Here is an 18,780-nt window from a genome sequence, read left to right as displayed (position 1 = left end):
CTGAAAAAATATAAATGTAGTTGCAAGTATAGTATAAATATATTCGTAAACAAATTAGTTATTGTCTAGTAATTCAAATTTGTATCCAATTCCCCAAACAGTTGATATTTTCCAATATGATGTATCGCCTATTTTTTCACGTAGACGTTTGACATGAACATCGACAGTTCGTGTATCTCCAACGTAGTCATACCCCCATATGTTGTCAAGTAACTGTTCTCTCGTAAAAACCTGATTAGGAGCTGATGCAAGAAAATATAAAAGCTCCAATTCTTTAGGGGGCATTTCGAGAGAATGTCCATCATAAACAACAGAATAATTCGAAAGATTGATACTTAAAAGTGGATATTCAACAACTTTGGAATTATCAGGTTGTGGAGTTGATGGAGTAGGAGTATAACGGCGTAGTACAGCCTTTACTCGTGCAAGCAATTCCTTAGAATCAAACGGTTTCATAATGTAATCATCTGCTCCTAGTTCTAATCCAAGAACTTTATCAAAAATATCGCCTTTAGCAGATAACATAATAATAGGTGTGTCATGTTTTGAACGGATTTCACGACATACCTGATATCCATCGACACCAGGTAACATTATATCGAGAAGTATTAAATTTGGTTTATATGATGCAAATTCAGATAAAGCTGATTCGCCGTCATTTACAATTTTTGTGTCATAACATTCTTTTGTTAAATATAGAGAAATAAGTTGAGCGATATTATTGTCATCGTCAACAATTAGTATTTTTTGTTTTGAAACCATATCACAATTCTCCTTTACTGTGTTTGATAGTTTGGTACTGTTTTGTGTTGTCTTAAAGCCTAGAGCTGATTTGTAAGACTTTTGTGTTATAGAGTTACTTTTTTTAATGCATTTTAATCGAATTCGGCAATTGTAACACCAGCATCACCTTCGCCGAATTCTCCAAGGTGATATGATTTGATATATTTTTGGCGCTTTAAGTAAGCCTGTACAGCTTTTCTGAGTGCACCTGTACCTTTTCCATGTACAATTCTTACAGAAGAAAGATGTGCAATATAAGCATCATCTAAATATTTATCAAGTATAGCGATAGCTTCATCTGTTGTCATTCCAATTAGATTGATTTCTGATGAAACATTAGCTGATTTTGACATTTTAATTTTGCCAGCACCGCTTGAATGTTTTTTGCTGTTAGAGATGGGTTTAGAAGCAAAAGTAGTGCTGTCTTCTTTTACCAAAACTAAATCACTAACGTTGACATTAGAACGCAAAATTCCCATTTGTACCTGTAAATCTCCTCGAGAATTAGGCAGAGTATGAACGGTACCAATAATATTCATGCTAAGAACTTTAACCTTGTCACCAATATGAAGATTTTTAGGAATATTATTGTTGACAGCTTTTTTCTTCTTAACGTTTGAAAGTTTCTTTTCACTATCATTCATTTTTTGGCGTAGAGCTGTTCGTTCACGTTCCATTTGAGACATAGGTGCAACACCTTTTCCATATTTGTGGAAGTTTCGTATGGTTGTGTCTGCAAGACTCTTAGCTTCCTGAAGGATTCTAAGTGCTTCTTCATTTGCATCGCGAATTATTTTTTGTTTTTTAGCATCGATGCTTTCTTTTTTGGTTTCAAGCTGATCTTTAAGCGTTTTAATTTCGCGCTTGTAGTTGGCAATTTCAATACGTTCTTTTTCAATTGTTTTACGACTGTTTTCTAAATCAGCGAGTAAATCTTCAAATGCTTCATCTTGTTGTCCAATTCTTGAGCGAGCGTCATCGATAATATTATTGCTTAGGCCAAGTTTTGAAGAAATCGCAAAAGCATTACTTTTTCCAGGAATACCGATAAGTAATCTGTAAGTTGGACTTAGCGTTTCTACATCAAACTCACAACAAGCATTTTCAACGTTATCTGATGTTAAAGCATATACTTTTAATTCGCTATAGTGAGTTGTCGCCATGGCTGTTGAACCGTATTGGAGAAGTTTGTGCAAAATAGCGATAGCTAAAGCAGCACCTTCAGTAGGATCAGTTCCAGCACATAACTCATCAAATAAAACGAGACTTTCACTATCAGCGTGTTTTAAAATCTCAACAATATTTGTCATATGAGATGAAAAAGTACTTAAGCTTTGTTCAATACTTTGTTCGTCGCCGATATCTGCATAAATCTCTTTAAAGATAGCTAGTTCTGAACGATCAGAAGCAGGGATTAATAAACCAGCTTGTCCCATTAAAGTTAAAAGACCAACTGTTTTTAAGGAAACGGTTTTACCACCTGTATTAGGACCAGTGACAATTAACTGCTTGTAATCGGAACCAATATGTATATTGATTGGAACAACCTTCTTTTGATCTAAAAGAGGATGTCGACCTTTTAAAATATTTATGTATCCATTTGTATTTAGAATTGGCTTAGTACCATTGTAATCCTTTGCAAGATGAGCTTTTGCAAAAATAAAATCCAGTTCTACTAAAACTTTATAATCTGTGGAAATTGCAACAGAATAAGAAAGGACTTCTTCACTAAGCTTTTGTAAAATTACGTTAATTTCATCTTCCTCAGCGATAAATAGTTTTTTTAAATCATTATTAAGGTTTACAACAGCCATTGGTTCGATAAATAAAGTAGAACCTGTAGAAGACTGATCGTGAACCATTCCAGGAACATGTGCCTTGTGTTCTGCTTTGACAGGGAGGCAATATCTGCCATCACGCATAGTAACAACTGCATCCTGCAAATAAGAACGTGTAGTGGAATTATTCATGATTGTCATAAGCTGGGCATGAATTTTATCATTCATTCCACGTATTTTTTTTCTGATAGAAGATAAGGTGGAACTTGCTTCATCAGCTATTTCGTTTTCACCGATAATGCATCGTTTTATTTCATCAGATAAATTAGTAAGAGGCTCTAGGCTGTCAAACAAAGGTGTTAAAGAATCTTCGTCTGAATTAGCCTCGTTTCTTGAATACGATTTAGCTCTTTTGGCGACTTCAAGTAAAGAGCTTATTTTTAAAAGCTCAGTAGTATTTAAAGAACCGCCGATTTCGATTCTTTTAAGAGAACCGTGAATGTTAGATACACCAACAAAAGAGATTCTAGAATCCCTAAAAATGCGATTTAGAGCATCGTTCGTTGTTTCCAAAAGATAATTAATTTTATCAATATCTGTAAGAGGTTTAATAGAAAGACATCTCTTTTTAGCCTCAGAACTTGCAGCATGATTTGCAAGAGTATCTAATATTTTATTATATTCGAGTGTTTTATAAACTTTTTTATTCATATAATTTTCCTTTTTGCTGTATAAATATTTATTTTTATATATAAAAAATTTTTAAATTTGTTATTAAATTAAAAGCTACATTATTATTATATATTATTATGCTGGAATCGAAAAGATTTATATATGTGAAAAAAATTATATTTTTCTAAAAAGGTTGCATGAAAATATGGTTGCTAATATAATTAATTAGTACAATAAGTTGATTATAGTGGAGGAAAAAATGAGATATATAGACACACTCCGTGATGGAGAGCAAATTCAGGAGATATATTTATGCAAGAGTAGACAAACGGCATTAACAAAAGGTGGAAAACCTTATGAAAATGTTGTTTTACAAGATAAAACAGGAATCCTTGATGCAAAAATCTGGAATCCAAATGATAGTGGAATCAGAGAATTTGATAATTTAGATTATGTTGAGGTAACAGGCAATGTTACTCTTTTTATGGGAAAAATTCAATTATCAATTCGTTCAACAAGAAAAGTTGATGAAGGTGAATATGATCCAAGTGATTATTTACCAGTTTCTCAAAGAAATGTGGATGAAATGTATAGTGAGCTTTCTGAATTAATGAATTCAATTCGCAATCAATACTTAAATATGTTGTTACATAGTTTTTTTGATGACAAGGAATTTGTAAAAAAATTCAAATTTCATTCGGCAGCTAAAAGTGTGCATCATGGCTTTGTAGGTGGTTTATTAGAACACACATTAGGAGTTGCTAAGAATTGCGAATTTTTTGCACAACATTATCCAATATTAAATAGAGATTTATTAATTACAGCGGCTATTTTTCACGATATTGGTAAATTAAAAGAAATTTCTAGATTTCCTGAAAATGACTATACAGATGTAGGACAATTATTAGGTCATATAATGATAGGAGCTGAGTGGGTTGGTGAGCACATTCGACAGATAGAAGGTTTCCCTGTTATTCTTGAAAATGAATTAAAACACTGTATTTTGGCTCATCATGGGGAATTAGAATTTGGTTCGCCTAAAAAACCAGCATTAATCGAAGCAGTTGCGTTATCATTTGCCGATAATATTGATGCTAAAATGGAAACTGTAAAAGAAATTCTTGAGAAAACTCAAGAGGATGACCTTGAGTGGCAAGGATATAACCGATTATTAGATAGCAATTTTAGAAGAACAAGCAAGTAGGAGAGTTTTATGCAAAAAAACGATATTTTCCAAGTAGAAATAAAGGATATAGGCGTAAATGGAGAAGGCATTGGCAAGTATGAAGAAATGACTTTTTTTATAAAAGACGCTGTTGTAGGTGATTTTATAGAAGCTAAAGTTGTTAAACTAAAAAAGAATTATGGGTATGCTAGAGTTGAGAAGGTAATTAAGCCATCAAAAGATCGTGTTGAGTTAAAATGTGATATCGCAAAACAATGTGGAGGATGCCAAATTCAACAAATTTCATACGAAAGACAGCTTAAATTTAAAGAGGATAAAGTTCGCAACAACCTGCTAAGAATCGGAAATTTTAGCGAGGAAGAAATTGATAAAGTTTTTGAACCAATTGTTGGGATGGAAAATCCATTTAGATATAGAAATAAAGCCCAGTATCCGGTTGGTACAGAGAAAGACGGAAATATTGTAATTGGTTTTTATGCACAAAGAACTCATAGCATCATTCCGATTAATAATAATGATTGCAAGTTAGGAACCAAGGAAAATGCGCAGATTCTTGATTTGATAAAAGAATATATGCAGGAAAATTCTGTAAAACCATATGATGAGTCTAAGAAGAAAGGTCTTGTCAGACATGTGTTAATCAGAAAAGGTTTTGAAACGAACCAGATAATGGTTTGCTTAATAATTAATGGCGATAAGTTGCCAAAAGAAGAAAAATTAATTGAAAAGCTAAAAAAAGTTGAAGGTATGACTTCAATTTCACTTAATAAAAATAAAGAAAACACAAATGTTATTCTTGGAAAAGAAACTGTAATCCTTTGGGGAGAACCTTATATAAAGGATTATATTACATTAAATGATGTAAAAAGAGATGAGCAGGGAAAGATTTCCTTTGAAAAAACAGATACGAAAGTTGGATATCAGATTTCAGCTCAATCATTTTTCCAGGTCAATCCACAACAAACAGAAAAATTATATAGTTTAGCATTAGATTATGCAGACTTACATGGTAAAGAGAGTGTTTGGGATTTGTATTGCGGAATAGGTACGATTTCATTGTTTTTGGCTAATAAAGCACAAAATGTATATGGTGTGGAAATAGTTGAACAGGCGATAGATGATGCCAAAAGAAACGCTAAATTAAACCATATTGAAAATGCTAATTTTTTTGTGGGAAAAGCAGAAGAAATAATTAGTGAGTTTTATCAGTCTAATAGTAAAGAAAAATCAAACACTATCAAGGCTGGCGAAACTGATAATTTAGTTGATTCACAAATGATGACACCAGATGTTATAGTCGTAGATCCTCCTAGAAAAGGATGCGATAATCTATGTTTGGATACAATGCTTAAAATGTCGCCATCAAAGATAGTATATGTAAGTTGTGATTCGGCAACATTGGCCCGTGATTTGCGTTACTTATGTGATGGTGGGTACCAGTTAAAGAAGGTTTGCCCGGTTGATCAATTTGCCCAGACAGTGCATGTGGAGACTGTTGTGGGACTACAAAGAGTGAACTATTAGAAATCCTTGAATTTACGCACTTTTTCGAGCATTGCACGTTTGATAAGACAGATTATTCTGAGCGTGGAAAGCACATGAAAAAGTATATTAGGGTAGTTGTAGCTGTTGAACTCGTGACAGTAGGTGCAAAAATAGAGCCTACGTCGTGACAGTAGTGCACTACTTGAATATGTCTGATATAAACAAAATAAGAATCGTCGGAAGACGCTTAACTTACAGCATTTCCTGTGGGTTAGGCGTCTTTTTGTTTTATTCCAAAGAAATGGTCTGTATATGACGAATTAAGACAGGAAGTGGTGGTGTTTTTGGAAGATGAAGAGATTGATGCTGCAAATGCAGCTGCTCTTTGTGGCTTACTGGTATAACCACGATCTGGAGCGAATCAGGGAAAGATTCAAGGTTCGTGAAATCAAGACTTCAAAGGATATCAGGGATTGAAATAATGGCGAGATACTGATTGCTGTAATTCACTGCTTAAGTGTGATATAGTTATAATAGTAAAAATAGATTAAGCACAAGTCTTTATAGAGAAAACCTGCAATGACTTTTCTTATGCCCAAAGGGAGGGAATATTATATGGATAAAATGGTACTAGAAACTCAAAAATGGCTCAATAATACGTATGGTAAAGATAGTCGTTATACTAGAGTTGAAGAAAACGGACACACTGGTAGGAATACCATTAACGGACTAATTATTGCATTACAGATTGAATTAGGAATTCAGGAAACAGCACCTAATTTTGGAGCAGGTACAACAAGAAAATTTAATGAACGATATCCTAATGGTGTTAAACAACAGTCAGATGGAGATAAAAAAACAAGCAATGTTTACTCCATCATTCAAGGGTCGCTATGGTGTAAAGGGTATTCTACTGGCAATCATATTACTCAAAATTTTTATGATGGAACAGGTAAAGCTATAAAAGGAATAAAAAAAGATATGGGTATTGGTGGAGATTCTACTGTAACAGTAGATGTTATGAAAGCTTTACTTTCCATGCAGCAGTTTGTTTTGTTAAAAAATTATGGCGGAAAAGAAATTGTAAGAAGTATTCAGCAAACAATAAATCAAAAGCATAGAAATTACACAGGAATCATTCCGTGTGATGGATTATATGGTAGAGAAATGAATACTGCATTGATTAAAATCTTACAGTCTTTAGAAGGTTTTTCCGTTGAAGAAGCTACAGGATATTTTGGAAATGGTACTAAAAGTCGTCTGAAAAAAATCAATAGCTCAAATGTTACATCATACGAGGAGTGGGTATGGTTAGCGAAAGCAGCTTTAAATTGTATAGGATATAACTGTGTTCAAAACTATTTATGGGATGAAAAATTTGAAACACAATTATCAAGTTTTCAAAAAGAATATAAGATTTCGAATACCAAAATCCTAGATACTGACACATGGATGGAGTTGTTAACTAGTAAAGGTAATCCTAATAGAAAAGCTCAAGCATGTGATACAAGATTTGAAGTTACAGCACAATTATTAAATAAGTTGAAAACAGACGGATATGAAATTGTAGGCAGATATTTAACTGGAGGTTCTTTTAAAGAAATTAGAGAAGGAGAATTAAATAGAATCGTTAGTGGTGGATTAAAATATTTTCCTATATTTCAAGAAAATGGAAGAGACATCAGTGAGTATACTTACTTAAATGGATTGGAGCATGGTAAAAAAGCGAGTGAGGCAGCATTGGCAAAAGGTGTTCCAACAACAGTGATTTATTTTGCTGTAGACATGGATGTGTATGATTATCAAGTAGATACTCATATTATTCCTTATTTTAAAGGTATTAACGAAACTATTGATCCTCGATATAGCGTTGGGATTTATTCATCTAGAAATGTTTGTACACGAATTGCCGAAATCGGATATTCTGTTTCAAGTTTTGTATCTGATATGTCTACAGGTTTTAGTGGTAATTTAGGTTTTCCAATCCCTAAAAATTGGAATTATGATCAATTCCATGAAATTCAAGGATATGGTGGCTCATGGGATTTAGATAAGGTTGCCTATAGCGGTAGAGTCGAACCATGTAATAAGGTTCTTCCAAAAGAAGAATATCGTGCAGAAGAAGCTACGTTTATTAATTGGGTGAAAGTGACAGAAAAAGACTGTTTAAAGAATTTTAATAATGTTATGCAACCTTGGTACGGATATAGTTTTGTCACAGGGCGTGCTATTTTAGAATATTTAAGAAAACCTACTTATTGGGAAGATAGCTATATCGGATTATGGAAAATTTATACACCCGAAACAGGAATTGATGAGAAAGAAGTAGCAGCAAGAGGAATTTGTCAAACTACATGTGAGAAACAACCACAAATCAAGGAAAGTGTAAAAAGTTTTGAAATTGAGCATATGTCTGCAACAGCTTTAGGATATATTCATTGGGGGATATCCGATAATAAAGGCGATTATAGCTTAGGTGATTTAGGTGGTTGGACACTAGATCTTTTACAGATTTTCGGTTCTTATACAAGGGAAGCGAAAAATCAAGATTTAGGAAGTTGGTTAAAAAACAACCTAGGCAATAATGTAGATGGAAAAGGTTTTGGTTATACAGATGTACTTGCGGATGCTGAAGGATTTTTGTTAGTGAAAGAAATGAATAGTAGGAAAAGTGAAACAAGATTTTCTGAGTCTGTGTCAAAAATTTATGCATTGGAAAAAAATAAACGTATTAAAATGTTTTATAAAGAAAGATTTAATTCTTCAAAGAATAATGTTATTTCATCTTTTCAGAAATTAGCTGATGGTATTGATATTGGTACTAAGGAGAATATAGATAAAGAAATGTTATTAAAGGCAGCAAACTCAGATACACTACCAACAAAAGAAGAAGCAAAAACTTTAGCATCTGTTTACGCAGATTTTATGGAAAATTGTTAGTATATAAAAAAGGGTAGCATTATAAAATAATTCCTCTTTTCATAAGGGAATATCATCAAAATTTATAAAGGAGAAAAGTGTAATTAGAGAAGATATAAGTAGGCAAATTAGTGAAAAAATTATGATTACAATTTTACACAGTATTTTACACAGTATTAAAAGATAATTTGGCTTATTCTTTGTAATTCGTAAAGAATACGTTTTGGAACTATTATTTTCTTTATGTTCCATGATGTAAATTTTAAGGACAATAGAAATAATAAAAAAAGCATACCCTGTAAAATTAAATGCAATAGTATAATTACTAGCTAATTGTATTTGCTCTTGAGAATTATATGCATAAGGGTCTATGGATGTGGGGAGAAAACTGATGAAATAATATTTTCCTAGAATTACCATTGCGATAATGGTGATTCCAATTAACCAAAGTAGATTAGAAAGTAATTTCAATTTTTTCATAATAATCACATCCTTTTCATCATATTATGTAATAGTATAGCATAAAATTTTTTAATTGCACAAGCATTTGTGGGAAAACCTGCAAGTCCTGAGAGTAAGTTTATTCCAGGAGATGTTCAGATGATTGAAGATTATCATAACCTCAGAGAAGAGCATCTATGCATTCGAGGAAGAGGAGCGTAGAGCCAAGAAATACTACAAATACATGTCATATGCAAAGTGAATGTCGCAGAGGGAACTTCGTGAGGCATATGTGGAGCTTTTGATTGAGCTTGAAGAAATTAGGTTAAAAGAAAAATACGGAAAATAAGGAAGTGATAATATATGAGTTTAAATGATACAAGCAAATTCATGAGTCTTATTCTTAGGCATAAACCAGAGACAATAGGCATCAGCTTAGATGAACATGGCTGGGCCAATGTCGATGAATTAATTGTAGGAATAGCAAAGACTCATGAATTTAGTATGGATATCTTGGAAGAGATTGTCAGGACTGATAATAAACAGAGATATTCATTCAATGATGATAAGACACTAATAAGAGCTAACCAGGGACATTCAATCCCTGTTGATGTAGAGCTTGAAGAAACTGAACCGCCGGAAGAATTATGGCATGGTACTGGTGAGAAGTATGTTAATTCTATTGATGCGCAAGGACTAATTCCTAAAAGCAGATTATATGTACACTTGTCAAAAGATGCTGACACTGCTGTAAAAGTAGGTCAACGCCATGGCAAGCCGGTATTGTATATTGTTAAGGCAGGAGAGATGCATAGAGAAGGATATAAGTTTTTCTTATCTAAGAATGGTGTATGGCTTACTAAGGAAGTTCCAGTTAAGTATTTAATAAAGCAATAATGAAAAATGGGCAAAGGAGAATATCCAATGCCCACTTGTTATTTATATATTTCGGTCGATTTTCATACAACGCTTTTGGAAATCTTAGAATTAGGTTTTTTGATGGAATGGAGTTTGAGTGTGAGACAGAGTAAAAGAAAGCGCCAGTATGATATGTAATCATTCTGGCGCTTAAGTTAACATTAACGGTTTTTCCATCGTTCAACTGCTGCTATCATTTCAGGGTCATTTTCAGGTGCGTAATTGGGGTTATCAATGAGACTTACTTTTCCAATTTTTTCAAGTATACCTATTGCAATACCATCAAATACTGTTTGTGCCGCATCGACATATTTAGCAACATCCACTTTGAAGTATAAATATCCCAAGAATTCATATGGGTCAGGGATTGGTTTTTCGAAGCCGCCATACCAATAGAAGAGGTTGGCCCAGTTAATGACTTCTTCAGGGGTGTTGCAGTTTGCTTTTAAATAATCGAACCAGCAGTTAAATATATCATTCCATGAATACTCATCTAATAAAGCAGAAGCTCTATCGTAGTATTCTTCTTCAACTTTTTCTGGAATATCATTATTGCTAAAATTATAGTTGAAGATATAATTGGTTTCTGCCTGAATATGTTCTTTGTTATCCATTACTTCTTCCTCCATTCGGAACCTTTATCAAAAAGATTCGGATTTTCTTTATATAACTTATCAAGTGCTGCTTTTACCTTAGGTAATGATTTTGAGTTAGGCCTAAAATGACCGCTACTATTATCATATGAATATATTTTACCATTTTTGAATGTGATCATACCAGCACATTGTACTTGCGGATCCTTACCACCAAATAAATATTACAATGAAATGATGTGGCCAAAGAGATTTGCCGACTGCATTTCTTTGAATGAAGCAATTGAAATGATGGAGAAATAGCTTAATGAGAACAAAACATGTGGTTGTACTTCCATATGATGAAAAGTGGAAGCAGGACTTTATTGACATAAAAAAAGAGCTTAGTCAGGCTCTCGGAGGGCTTGCTATTTCTATTGAGCATGTCGGCAGTACGTCAGTTAAAGGATTGGCAGCAAAGCCAATTATAGACATTGATGTTGTTGTGAAAAAAGAAAGAATTAATAATGTGATTTTAGCTTTGAAAAGTATTGGCTACATTCATGAAGGGAATCTTGGAATACCTGGGAGAGAAGCTTTCGCATATGAAGGCAAGGAATATTTACAGCAACATCATTTATATGTGTGCCCCGAGGATTCTTTGGAATTGAAAAGGCATCTGGCATTTAGGGATTATCTCAGAGTGCATCCAGAGGCTGTAGATGAATACAGTAAAATTAAGGTGGAGGCTGCAAAACTTTATCCGGAGGATATTGACAAATATATTGAACACAAGGCGTCTGTTATAGAAAAAATTTATTCCGTTATGTAAGGAAAGATTGTTTGAATTTTTTACGATATATTCAAATGGAGTATAATTTGAAAGTATTTTGTTGACAGCTTTGTAACTATTGTGATAAGCTATTATTATTAAGAGAGGAGGTGCTTCATTATGATAACAAGTGGAATAAATACTATACCTGAATATCTCATGAAGACCGCGGTGATTTTTGTTTAATTTATTATGATTAGATGCCGTGGACTTTTGCCACGGCTTTTTTTATTGAAAAAGAGTCATGGCTTTCGTAGATATTCATACAAGATCAAAGGAATCAGTTAACTAGAATATTTATGGAGGAAAACTATGATTAGTTTGAAGGGAATTAACGAGGACAATTTTGTAGATGCATTTAATCTTAAGTTAGCTAAAGGACAAGAGGAGTATGTTTCTCATCCGGTACGAAGTCTAGCGCAGGCTTATGTATATAGGAATCAATGCCAGCCCTTTGGGATATATGTTGATGAAAAGATGGTTGGGTATGTTATGGTGATATATGATTATGATGTACCTGAGTATGATATTTGGCATATGATGATTGATGAATCTTTGCAAGGTAAAGGTTATGGTAGAGCTGCGCTTAACCAAGTTATTGAATATATAAAAGCAAAACCATTCGGTGATTCTAGCAGAATTGCACTAACCTGTAATAAAAATAATTATGTAGCCAAAGCGCTATATGAAAACATTGGTTTTTCGGTTACGGGAGTTGAGGATGAAGATGAAATTGAACTTGTTATGAATGTATAATAATCGTTAGAAACTAAGGGCGCGCTTGTGCTTTACTTAATAGTAGGCATAAGTGCGCTTTTGCTATGCGGAAAAAAGATTGCGTTCAGGCACCTGGAAAGTTCGTGATAAGAAAATGAAGCCAGAGCATTGAAGGATAGCATGAGGTGTGATATAATGAATTCACTAATATGAATGTTATATAAGTGAATGACAAGCGAGGTATCACTCATGATTATCAGTGAAAGAATTATAAAGGTTTTGAAAGAACGCAATATGACTCAAGCGGAGTTTGCAAAACAGGTGGGAATTTCTACTAGTACCATAAGTGAATGGAAAAAGAGAAAGACCAATCCTACTGTAGAAAAGATAATGGACATTTGCAACGTATTACAGATTACACCAGAACAATTGCTTACGGGTAAAGGAATTGAGGATGAAGAGGAAATTGCAGCTGCAAGTCCTGAAAGCAAATTTACTCCTGGGGATGTTAAGATGATTGAAGATTATCATAACCTTAAGGAAGAACAGCAGAAGCGTCTTATGGATTATATGGAGGCACTGAAGAAGATAGAGAGCCTTGAAGAAATGTAGAATTTTTTGAATGAAAACTAAGGAGCAGAAAAATATGGATAATTATGGAGAAATCATTATTTATCAGACAGAGGACGGATTGACTAAGCTGGATGTTAAAATGGAGGATGAAACTGTATGGCTGACACAGCAACAGATGGCAGAGTTGTTTCAAACATCAAGAACAAACGTAGTTGATCATATTAAGAATATTTACAAAGAAGATGAATTAGATGAAAGTTCAACCTGTCGGAAATTCCGACAGGTTCGGATGGAAGGAAATAGACAGGTCACAAGAGAACTACCATTTTATAACCTTGATATGATAATTTCTTTGGGTTATCGAGTTAAATCTTCAACAGCGACGCATTTTCGCAAGTGGGCTACTCAACGTTTGAAAGAATATATAATCAAGGGATTCACAATTGATGACGAGCGCCTAAAGGGAAATGGCGGTGGTAATTACTGGAAAGAACTTCTTGATAGGATTCGAGATATCCGTTCATCAGAAAAAGTTCTTTATCGTCAGGTTCTGGATTTGTATGCAACCAGTGTTGATTACAATCCAAAGAGTGATGAGTCTATACAGTTTTTTAAGATTGTTCAGAATAAGCTTCATTACGCGGCACACGGTCATACTGCGGCAGAAGTAATTTATGAAAGAGCAGATGCTAATAAGCCTTTTATGGGATTAACTTCATTTTCAGGAGAACTGCCCGCATTGAAGGATATTGGGGTGGCGAAGAATTATCTGAAAGAGGATGAGTTAAAGATCCTGAATAACCTTGTATCCGGTTATTTTGATTTGGCTGAGATTAATGCTATTGAGCATAAGCCGATGTATATGATTGATTATGTTGAACAATTGGATTCTATTCTTACATCTGGGAACAGAAAGCTCCTTGAAGATTCTGGTAAAGTAAGTCATGATGAGGCAATAAAGAAGGCAAAGGCGGAATATCGAAAGTATCAGGAGATTACATTATCTCCGGTGGAAGAAGAGTATCTTAAAAGTGTCAAAGGTCTGGAAAAAGAAGTGAAGAAGAGAAAAAGAGCAACTAAGAAATGATTGAGTTTGAAGAAATTAGATTAAAAGAAAAATACGGAAAATAAGGATAAGTTATAATGTATACAATCAAATTGATGAATGAGTATCTTCATGGCCCTATATGGGTATACGATGAAGAGGGATTTATAAGAAGGAAATATCCATTAATCGATAGCAATGAAGATTTAAAAAAACTGAATGAACAAGCAAGAAATCTATATGATTCTTTTTATTCATTTAATGAAGACGATAGCGCATGTGTTTTTGATGAGGATGGATATAAGGCAGCGTATGAAGAGATGAATGGCATAATTAAGCAAATAGTTCAGAAATTGCAGTCAATTAATAATAATGATTTTGTGATTGAAGACTATATTACGAAAGATATTACAGATTAATCTTGAGGCGGTATTATTTCTTCAAATCCTAAATCATATTTCAACTGTTCAATGTCAACAGTTTCGTGAACAACACGTTTCCCGCTGTATTTAGTATGCTTTTTCGAAGTAGTACCATCTGGATTTTCGATGATATTGCTTCGAGATACTTTTATGGATTGAACGGTGTCAAATATTTTAGGTAAAATAATAGCAGGATGATGGTTTGAATAATGATATTCGCCTTCAGTTGTGTTTACATATGAGTCACCAATATATTTTACATTACTAAGCATTTTTGGTTATAAATTTTAGAAGTACCTTGTTCGGCAGAAGAGCGAATTCCCCAAGTAATGTTTTCGCTTCTACTTTGATGTTCCATTTCGGCAACAGCTAGATGTGCAGTAAGATGAGTATATAAATCAGGAGTATTAGAATCTATTCCTTCTGCTTCGAAATGAACTGTAACACCTGTGGTGGCAAGTTTTTGAATTGCTTGTAAAGCGATAACGATATCTCTGCTGAAACGACTAGCACTTTTGGTGAGAACAAATAGAATTTGGCCAGATTCGCAGTCTGCTAATAAGCGTTTGAAACCAGGGCGACCTTCAAGTGTCGAGCCTGATGCAATATCAAAATATGTATCATATAAAACATGTCCTGATAGAAGAGCAACATAATTAGTTAATGCTGAAATCTGAGCAGCTAAGCTTTTGATTTGATCCTTCTTTGTTGAACTAACACGGCAATAAATACCTACCATTTTTGCTCCTTCGTATTTCTTTTTTACGGGGATTGTGGTAATGTTTTTGTTGGACATAATATACCTCTTTTTATAAAATAGCCTACATTTCATATGTGAAGACGGTATGTCTTTTGTCCAAACTATCTGAAGCGAAGCATCATATCTAGGTTAAAGTGGATATGGACGAGTTGGATCTGACCAGCGCTGAGGCCAAGGCTACTTACAGAGAGAATTTCTTAGAGTGAAAAAGACAAAGATAGAGGCGAATAAAATGATTTTTGTTATAGCATTCATAGCAACATTTATTTCTATGTTATGCTGTAAAGCCATAAAGAAACCAGCGGTTAGAGTTATTCTGGGGATGGTGGCATTCTTCAATATTCTAATTATGATTTTAGCTGGAAGTTTTATATATACAACAAAGTACAAAATACATGATGTAGCTTCATATACATCACCGGATGGAAAATATGAATTATTATTCCAACAGGTAGGAGATCCGGATTGGCCATTTGGACATACACATGCCAGATTAGTTCTTCAAGATAAAGCAGGAACGATTGCAAAGTATTCTTTTGATATAGCAGCTGATGGGGCAAATGCCAGTTCTGATTTGTGTCAAGTTACATGGAAAGCTACTCAAGTGGAAGCAGTAATTAGCGGTGAAGAGCAAAATGATAATCAGTACATTTTGTATTTTAATGGTAAAACAGAATCCAATCAACTTGATACGAGGTTCGGAATATAATGTTTAAAAGAGGAGGATTGTTGATGACATTATGAAAATTCTTGTGTTGAATGGCAGTCCCAGACCGAACGGTAATACAGCTAGAATGGTAAAGACATTTCATCAGGCCGCACCTGCCACATTGAAGAAGGTTGCTATGTTCCTCAGCTCCGGAGATGACAATATGTACGATGGAGCAAAGTTCTCATACGATGGCGATTTCCTCGGCTATCTGGGCTTGGAGGGAATGGGCATCTTTACAAATCATGACAAGAACGTGATGAGCAGAATAAAAGATATGGCATCATCTCTATAAAGTCGCTATCAGAGATAATAAAGAACATATTAAATAGATGTTGAAAAAATTGCAAATAACAGAGGCTCCCATACTGCCATTATCGGTAGTAAGAGAGCCTTTTTATGTTTCGATTTCGATTGCAAGCCCGGATTTGAATTACACGGTTGAGTATTCCGTTAGAAAACATATAGATTCCGGCTATGCTTCAAGATATTGTAATAATATGTCTTGAAATAAAACAATTTGTATGGTTCCATTTCGGAATTATTTATCACCACATCATCCTTGATACATACATCCTTATTCCCAGTTTGCTTAAATAGCATTTCCCATTCCACCGGCTTATTCATTTTAAGCATAGCATCAAATGATACGACCATATAATTGCTAATATCTGTACCTTCTGGAAGACACTGGAGTTCTATAGTTGGATAGTCCTGCTCATCAACTGGCATATTTTTGAACAGGAAGTCCTGAAAGAATATCTTTTCTTCACTCATTTAGAAAAAGCACCCCACACATGTATTGACTTCAATTGCCTTCAGAACAAGGTTGCGAAACTCCTTTGCCAGTTCAAGAAATTCCTCATTATCTGAATTGTTAATCATGCGATCAGTTATCTCAAGAGTTTTTTTCAAATTATCTCCTTCTATCCACTCCTCTTCATACATATTGATCAACAGATTACATTCTGCGTCTATGAAATTAAATAAGTATTTCTCCATAAGATAAAACTTGTCTTCGTGAAATTTCATAAACCAGTAAATATCTCTTATATCCCATTCATTGTCATCCCATACTTTATAGTCACACATCTCATTATATGCGTTTTCATCCTTAGGAACCACAATGCCATACCATTTGTCCAAATCGAGATATCTTGTATATCGAGTGCCATCTACAATACGTTCGTCTTTTCCCTGAAAAAAATCTCCCATATCACACCGTTCCTTTCTCATGCGTCATTCTGAAATGAGTAAACCTGATTCATAAGATTAGACACCATTTTATTCCAATTCATGCTTGCTCCTTCCTTTCTGAACATGTGATGTTTGCAAACTCACAACATTATTATAAATTGCAATTATGCAATTGTTAATCCCCTATTTGAAATCATTTGATTTTATATCCTCTTTGATAATCCTTTTCATTTACACTATCGTGAATGGCATAGGAAATTCTAAACTTGATTTAGAGGATTGTATTTCATTCATGCGTGAAAAATTAGTCGGGATGGATTGGTTAAAAAACATTGAATTATAGCTAAATGTATCGTGGGTGCTATAGATAGGATTTTGAGATAGCTGACCAAATTTTGTATATGGATGTAGCAAAGGAGTGGGGATTAGAATTTTTTACGGAACCGGAAAGTTTTTTGTTGACAGCTTTGTAACTGTTGTAATAAACTTTCATTATTGAGAGAGTCCAGCTAATAAATGTCAATAACTAAATAAAAAATATTTTTCTCCTAAAAAAGGGCGCACTTACCCCTTGGTGAAAATATTTTTTTTCATAAGCTATTGATTTGTTGGAACTACAGTATTTTACGCGGCTATGTCGCATTTAGTAGCGTTATATTGTTTGATATGCTCTTGTGGAGTAATGATTTTAAAAGGTTCTTTATCTCTGAGTATTGCAAATATCATATTGCATACCTTGTGTGAAACTGCACCCATTGCCACGAGTTTTGGTTTTGATTCACATTTCTTGAGATAATAATCACGAAGAACCGGATTTTTGGCTTCACCTTTACTGGAGGTACTGATACTTTGTAAGGTTAATGTGTGAATCACACGTCTGGCTATAGCAGAGCCACGCTTAGACATTTGAATTTTGGTGCCGTCAAATTTACCGGATTGCTTTACCGCAGGATCAAGACCGAAGTAAGCAAAAAGTTGCTTTGGCTTTGAAAATGCAGAAAAGTCACCAATCTCTCCCATGAGAGATACAGCTGATAAGAAACCGGCCCCTTTGAATGTTTCAATTAAGTGAATCTGTTTTACAAAGTCGGTATCTTCATTGGCATCAACAAGCTCATGCATGGCATCAAGAATACTATTGATTTCTTCATCGTATTTATGGATAAAACTGATATAAAGGCGAATACGTTTGATGTTGCTGTCTATGATGTAACCGAATTCATTTGCTTCATGCGCAGCCTGAATAATGGCATTATACTTATTCTGAGCATATGTAAGTCCAAAACGTGCAGTTGATTTAATGGTGTCAATAATCTCTTGTTTGTCTGCCTCAAGAAAAGCGGATGGAGACGTATAGGTTTCCAATAATGCAAGAGATGTATTGATTGTAACCTTGGAAAAAATGCCAAGATACTGGGGAAAAGCCATACGTAATTCGCCCTGAAGCTTGTATAAAGTGTCAAGTATTTATGTACAAAAAGTTTTATATTATTATGTACAATTACTCTGATGGTTTAATATAATCTTTGACTCTATATGATCTACCATTTATTGTAATTACTTTAGAATGATGCAGTATTCTGTCTAATATCGCGTTTGCTACAACAGCATCATAAAAAATGTTATCCCAGTCATTAAAATTTATATTTGTTGTCAAAATAGTGCTTTTCTTTTCATACCTCATATCTATCAGTTGAAAAAATAGATTTGAATCTTCTTTGTCGATTGGCAAATAACCTAGTTCATCTATAATTAATAGCTTATACCTGTT

The 18,780-nt window shown here is 34.0% G+C and carries 21 protein-coding genes; 11 read left to right on the top strand and 10 right to left on the bottom strand.

The window, feature by feature from the left end; genetic code table 11:
• Positions 1–54: 54 nt before the first annotated feature.
• Positions 55–762, bottom strand: coding sequence for a response regulator transcription factor (locus BLV79_RS08150; protein ID WP_074717956.1), 708 nt, complete (start codon positions 760–762; stop codon positions 55–57).
• 113 nt (positions 763–875) lie between these two features.
• Positions 876–3,272 carry an endonuclease MutS2 gene (locus BLV79_RS08145; RefSeq protein WP_074717954.1) on the bottom strand — a complete coding sequence of 799 codons (2,397 nt, stop codon included), beginning with the start codon at positions 3,270–3,272 and terminating at the stop codon, positions 876–878.
• Between the two features lie 220 nt (positions 3,273–3,492).
• On the opposite strand from BLV79_RS08145, the gene BLV79_RS08140 reads away from it, so the two are divergent.
• The 4 genes from BLV79_RS08140 to BLV79_RS08120 all read left to right on the top strand — a co-directional run bounded on the left by BLV79_RS08140 (position 3,493) and on the right by BLV79_RS08120 (position 10,161).
• Positions 3,493–4,437 carry a 3'-5' exoribonuclease YhaM family protein gene (locus tag BLV79_RS08140; RefSeq protein WP_074717952.1) on the top strand — a complete coding sequence of 315 codons (945 nt, stop codon included), beginning with the start codon at positions 3,493–3,495 and terminating at the stop codon, positions 4,435–4,437.
• A gap of 9 nt (positions 4,438–4,446) precedes the next feature.
• The gene (gene rlmD, locus BLV79_RS08135) at positions 4,447–5,943 is read left to right on the top strand and encodes a 23S rRNA (uracil(1939)-C(5))-methyltransferase RlmD (RefSeq protein ID WP_074717950.1); all 1,497 of its coding nucleotides are present in this window, start codon (positions 4,447–4,449) and stop codon (positions 5,941–5,943) included.
• Positions 5,944–6,519: 576 nt separating this feature from the next.
• Positions 6,520–8,844, top strand: coding sequence for a glycoside hydrolase domain-containing protein (locus BLV79_RS08130; protein ID WP_074717948.1), 2,325 nt, complete (start codon positions 6,520–6,522; stop codon positions 8,842–8,844).
• Positions 8,845–9,627: 783 nt separating this feature from the next.
• Entirely contained in the window at positions 9,628–10,161 is a 534-nt protein-coding gene (locus BLV79_RS08120; protein ID WP_074717944.1) for an RNA 2'-phosphotransferase, read from the top strand.
• Positions 10,162–10,343: 182 nt separating this feature from the next.
• Here the strand turns inward: BLV79_RS08120 and BLV79_RS08115 are convergent, their stop codons facing one another.
• Positions 10,344–10,811, bottom strand: coding sequence for a hypothetical protein (locus tag BLV79_RS08115; RefSeq protein WP_143470236.1), 468 nt, complete (start codon positions 10,809–10,811; stop codon positions 10,344–10,346).
• Positions 10,796–10,957 (bottom strand): hypothetical protein, encoded by a 162-nt coding sequence (locus BLV79_RS12775; RefSeq protein ID WP_159429343.1) that lies wholly within the window; start codon positions 10,955–10,957, stop codon positions 10,796–10,798. The genes BLV79_RS08115 and BLV79_RS12775 overlap by 16 nt, the downstream gene beginning before the upstream one ends.
• A 125-nt stretch (positions 10,958–11,082) precedes the next feature.
• On the opposite strand from BLV79_RS12775, the gene BLV79_RS08105 reads away from it, so the two are divergent.
• From BLV79_RS08105 to BLV79_RS08085, 5 genes are all read left to right on the top strand, one after another.
• Positions 11,083–11,586, top strand: coding sequence for a GrpB family protein (locus BLV79_RS08105; RefSeq protein ID WP_074717942.1), 504 nt, complete (start codon positions 11,083–11,085; stop codon positions 11,584–11,586).
• Between the two features lie 312 nt (positions 11,587–11,898).
• A complete protein-coding gene (locus BLV79_RS08100; protein WP_074717940.1) occupies positions 11,899–12,342 on the top strand; it encodes a GNAT family N-acetyltransferase in 444 nt (147 codons plus the stop codon).
• Between the two features lie 210 nt (positions 12,343–12,552).
• On the top strand, positions 12,553–12,915 hold the full coding sequence (locus tag BLV79_RS08095; protein WP_074717938.1) for a helix-turn-helix domain-containing protein: 363 nt from the start codon (positions 12,553–12,555) through the stop codon (positions 12,913–12,915).
• A gap of 34 nt (positions 12,916–12,949) precedes the next feature.
• Positions 12,950–13,963 (top strand): virulence RhuM family protein, encoded by a 1,014-nt coding sequence (locus BLV79_RS08090; RefSeq protein WP_074717936.1) that lies wholly within the window; start codon positions 12,950–12,952, stop codon positions 13,961–13,963.
• 56 nt (positions 13,964–14,019) lie between these two features.
• Entirely contained in the window at positions 14,020–14,340 is a 321-nt protein-coding gene (locus BLV79_RS08085) for a hypothetical protein (RefSeq protein ID WP_022750451.1), read from the top strand.
• On the opposite strand, the gene BLV79_RS12580 is transcribed toward BLV79_RS08085, so the two are convergent.
• Both BLV79_RS12580 and BLV79_RS08080 read right to left on the bottom strand, forming a co-directional pair.
• Positions 14,337–14,615: a hypothetical protein gene (locus BLV79_RS12580; RefSeq protein ID WP_022750452.1), complete on the bottom strand. Its 279-nt coding sequence runs from the start codon at positions 14,613–14,615 to the stop codon at positions 14,337–14,339. The two genes, BLV79_RS08085 and BLV79_RS12580, sit on opposite strands and share 4 nt — an antisense overlap.
• Entirely contained in the window at positions 14,600–15,139 is a 540-nt protein-coding gene (locus BLV79_RS08080; protein WP_074717935.1) for a recombinase family protein, read from the bottom strand. The genes BLV79_RS12580 and BLV79_RS08080 overlap by 16 nt, the downstream gene beginning before the upstream one ends.
• A 166-nt stretch (positions 15,140–15,305) precedes the next feature.
• On the opposite strand from BLV79_RS08080, the gene BLV79_RS08075 reads away from it, so the two are divergent.
• Positions 15,306–15,812: a hypothetical protein gene (locus BLV79_RS08075; protein ID WP_081642885.1), complete on the top strand. Its 507-nt coding sequence runs from the start codon at positions 15,306–15,308 to the stop codon at positions 15,810–15,812.
• A gap of 31 nt (positions 15,813–15,843) precedes the next feature.
• Positions 15,844–16,107: an NAD(P)H-dependent oxidoreductase gene (locus tag BLV79_RS08070; RefSeq protein WP_022750590.1), complete on the top strand. Its 264-nt coding sequence runs from the start codon at positions 15,844–15,846 to the stop codon at positions 16,105–16,107.
• Positions 16,108–16,265: 158 nt separating this feature from the next.
• Here the strand turns inward: BLV79_RS08070 and BLV79_RS08065 are convergent, their stop codons facing one another.
• The 4 genes from BLV79_RS08065 to BLV79_RS08050 form a co-directional block, all read right to left on the bottom strand.
• Complete coding sequence (locus BLV79_RS08065) at positions 16,266–16,544, bottom strand: hypothetical protein (RefSeq protein WP_143470235.1); 279 nt, start codon at positions 16,542–16,544, stop codon at positions 16,266–16,268.
• A 45-nt stretch (positions 16,545–16,589) separates the two neighbouring features.
• Positions 16,590–17,027 carry a hypothetical protein gene (locus tag BLV79_RS08060; RefSeq protein WP_074717931.1) on the bottom strand — a complete coding sequence of 146 codons (438 nt, stop codon included), beginning with the start codon at positions 17,025–17,027 and terminating at the stop codon, positions 16,590–16,592.
• Between the two features lie 606 nt (positions 17,028–17,633).
• On the bottom strand, positions 17,634–18,437 hold the full coding sequence (locus tag BLV79_RS08055; protein WP_242871454.1) for a transposase: 804 nt from the start codon (positions 18,435–18,437) through the stop codon (positions 17,634–17,636).
• Positions 18,438–18,510: 73 nt separating this feature from the next.
• Positions 18,511–18,780 (bottom strand): ATP-binding protein (locus BLV79_RS08050; RefSeq protein WP_159429342.1); only part of this gene is annotated, 270 nt, incomplete at its 5' end.

It is taken from the genome of Lachnobacterium bovis DSM 14045 (assembly GCF_900107245.1).
Taxonomy (GTDB): Bacteria; Bacillota; Clostridia; order Lachnospirales; family Lachnospiraceae; genus Roseburia; species Roseburia bovis.
The sequence above is the reverse complement of the archived record's forward strand: the minus strand, read 5'-3'. Positions and strand labels throughout refer to the sequence as shown.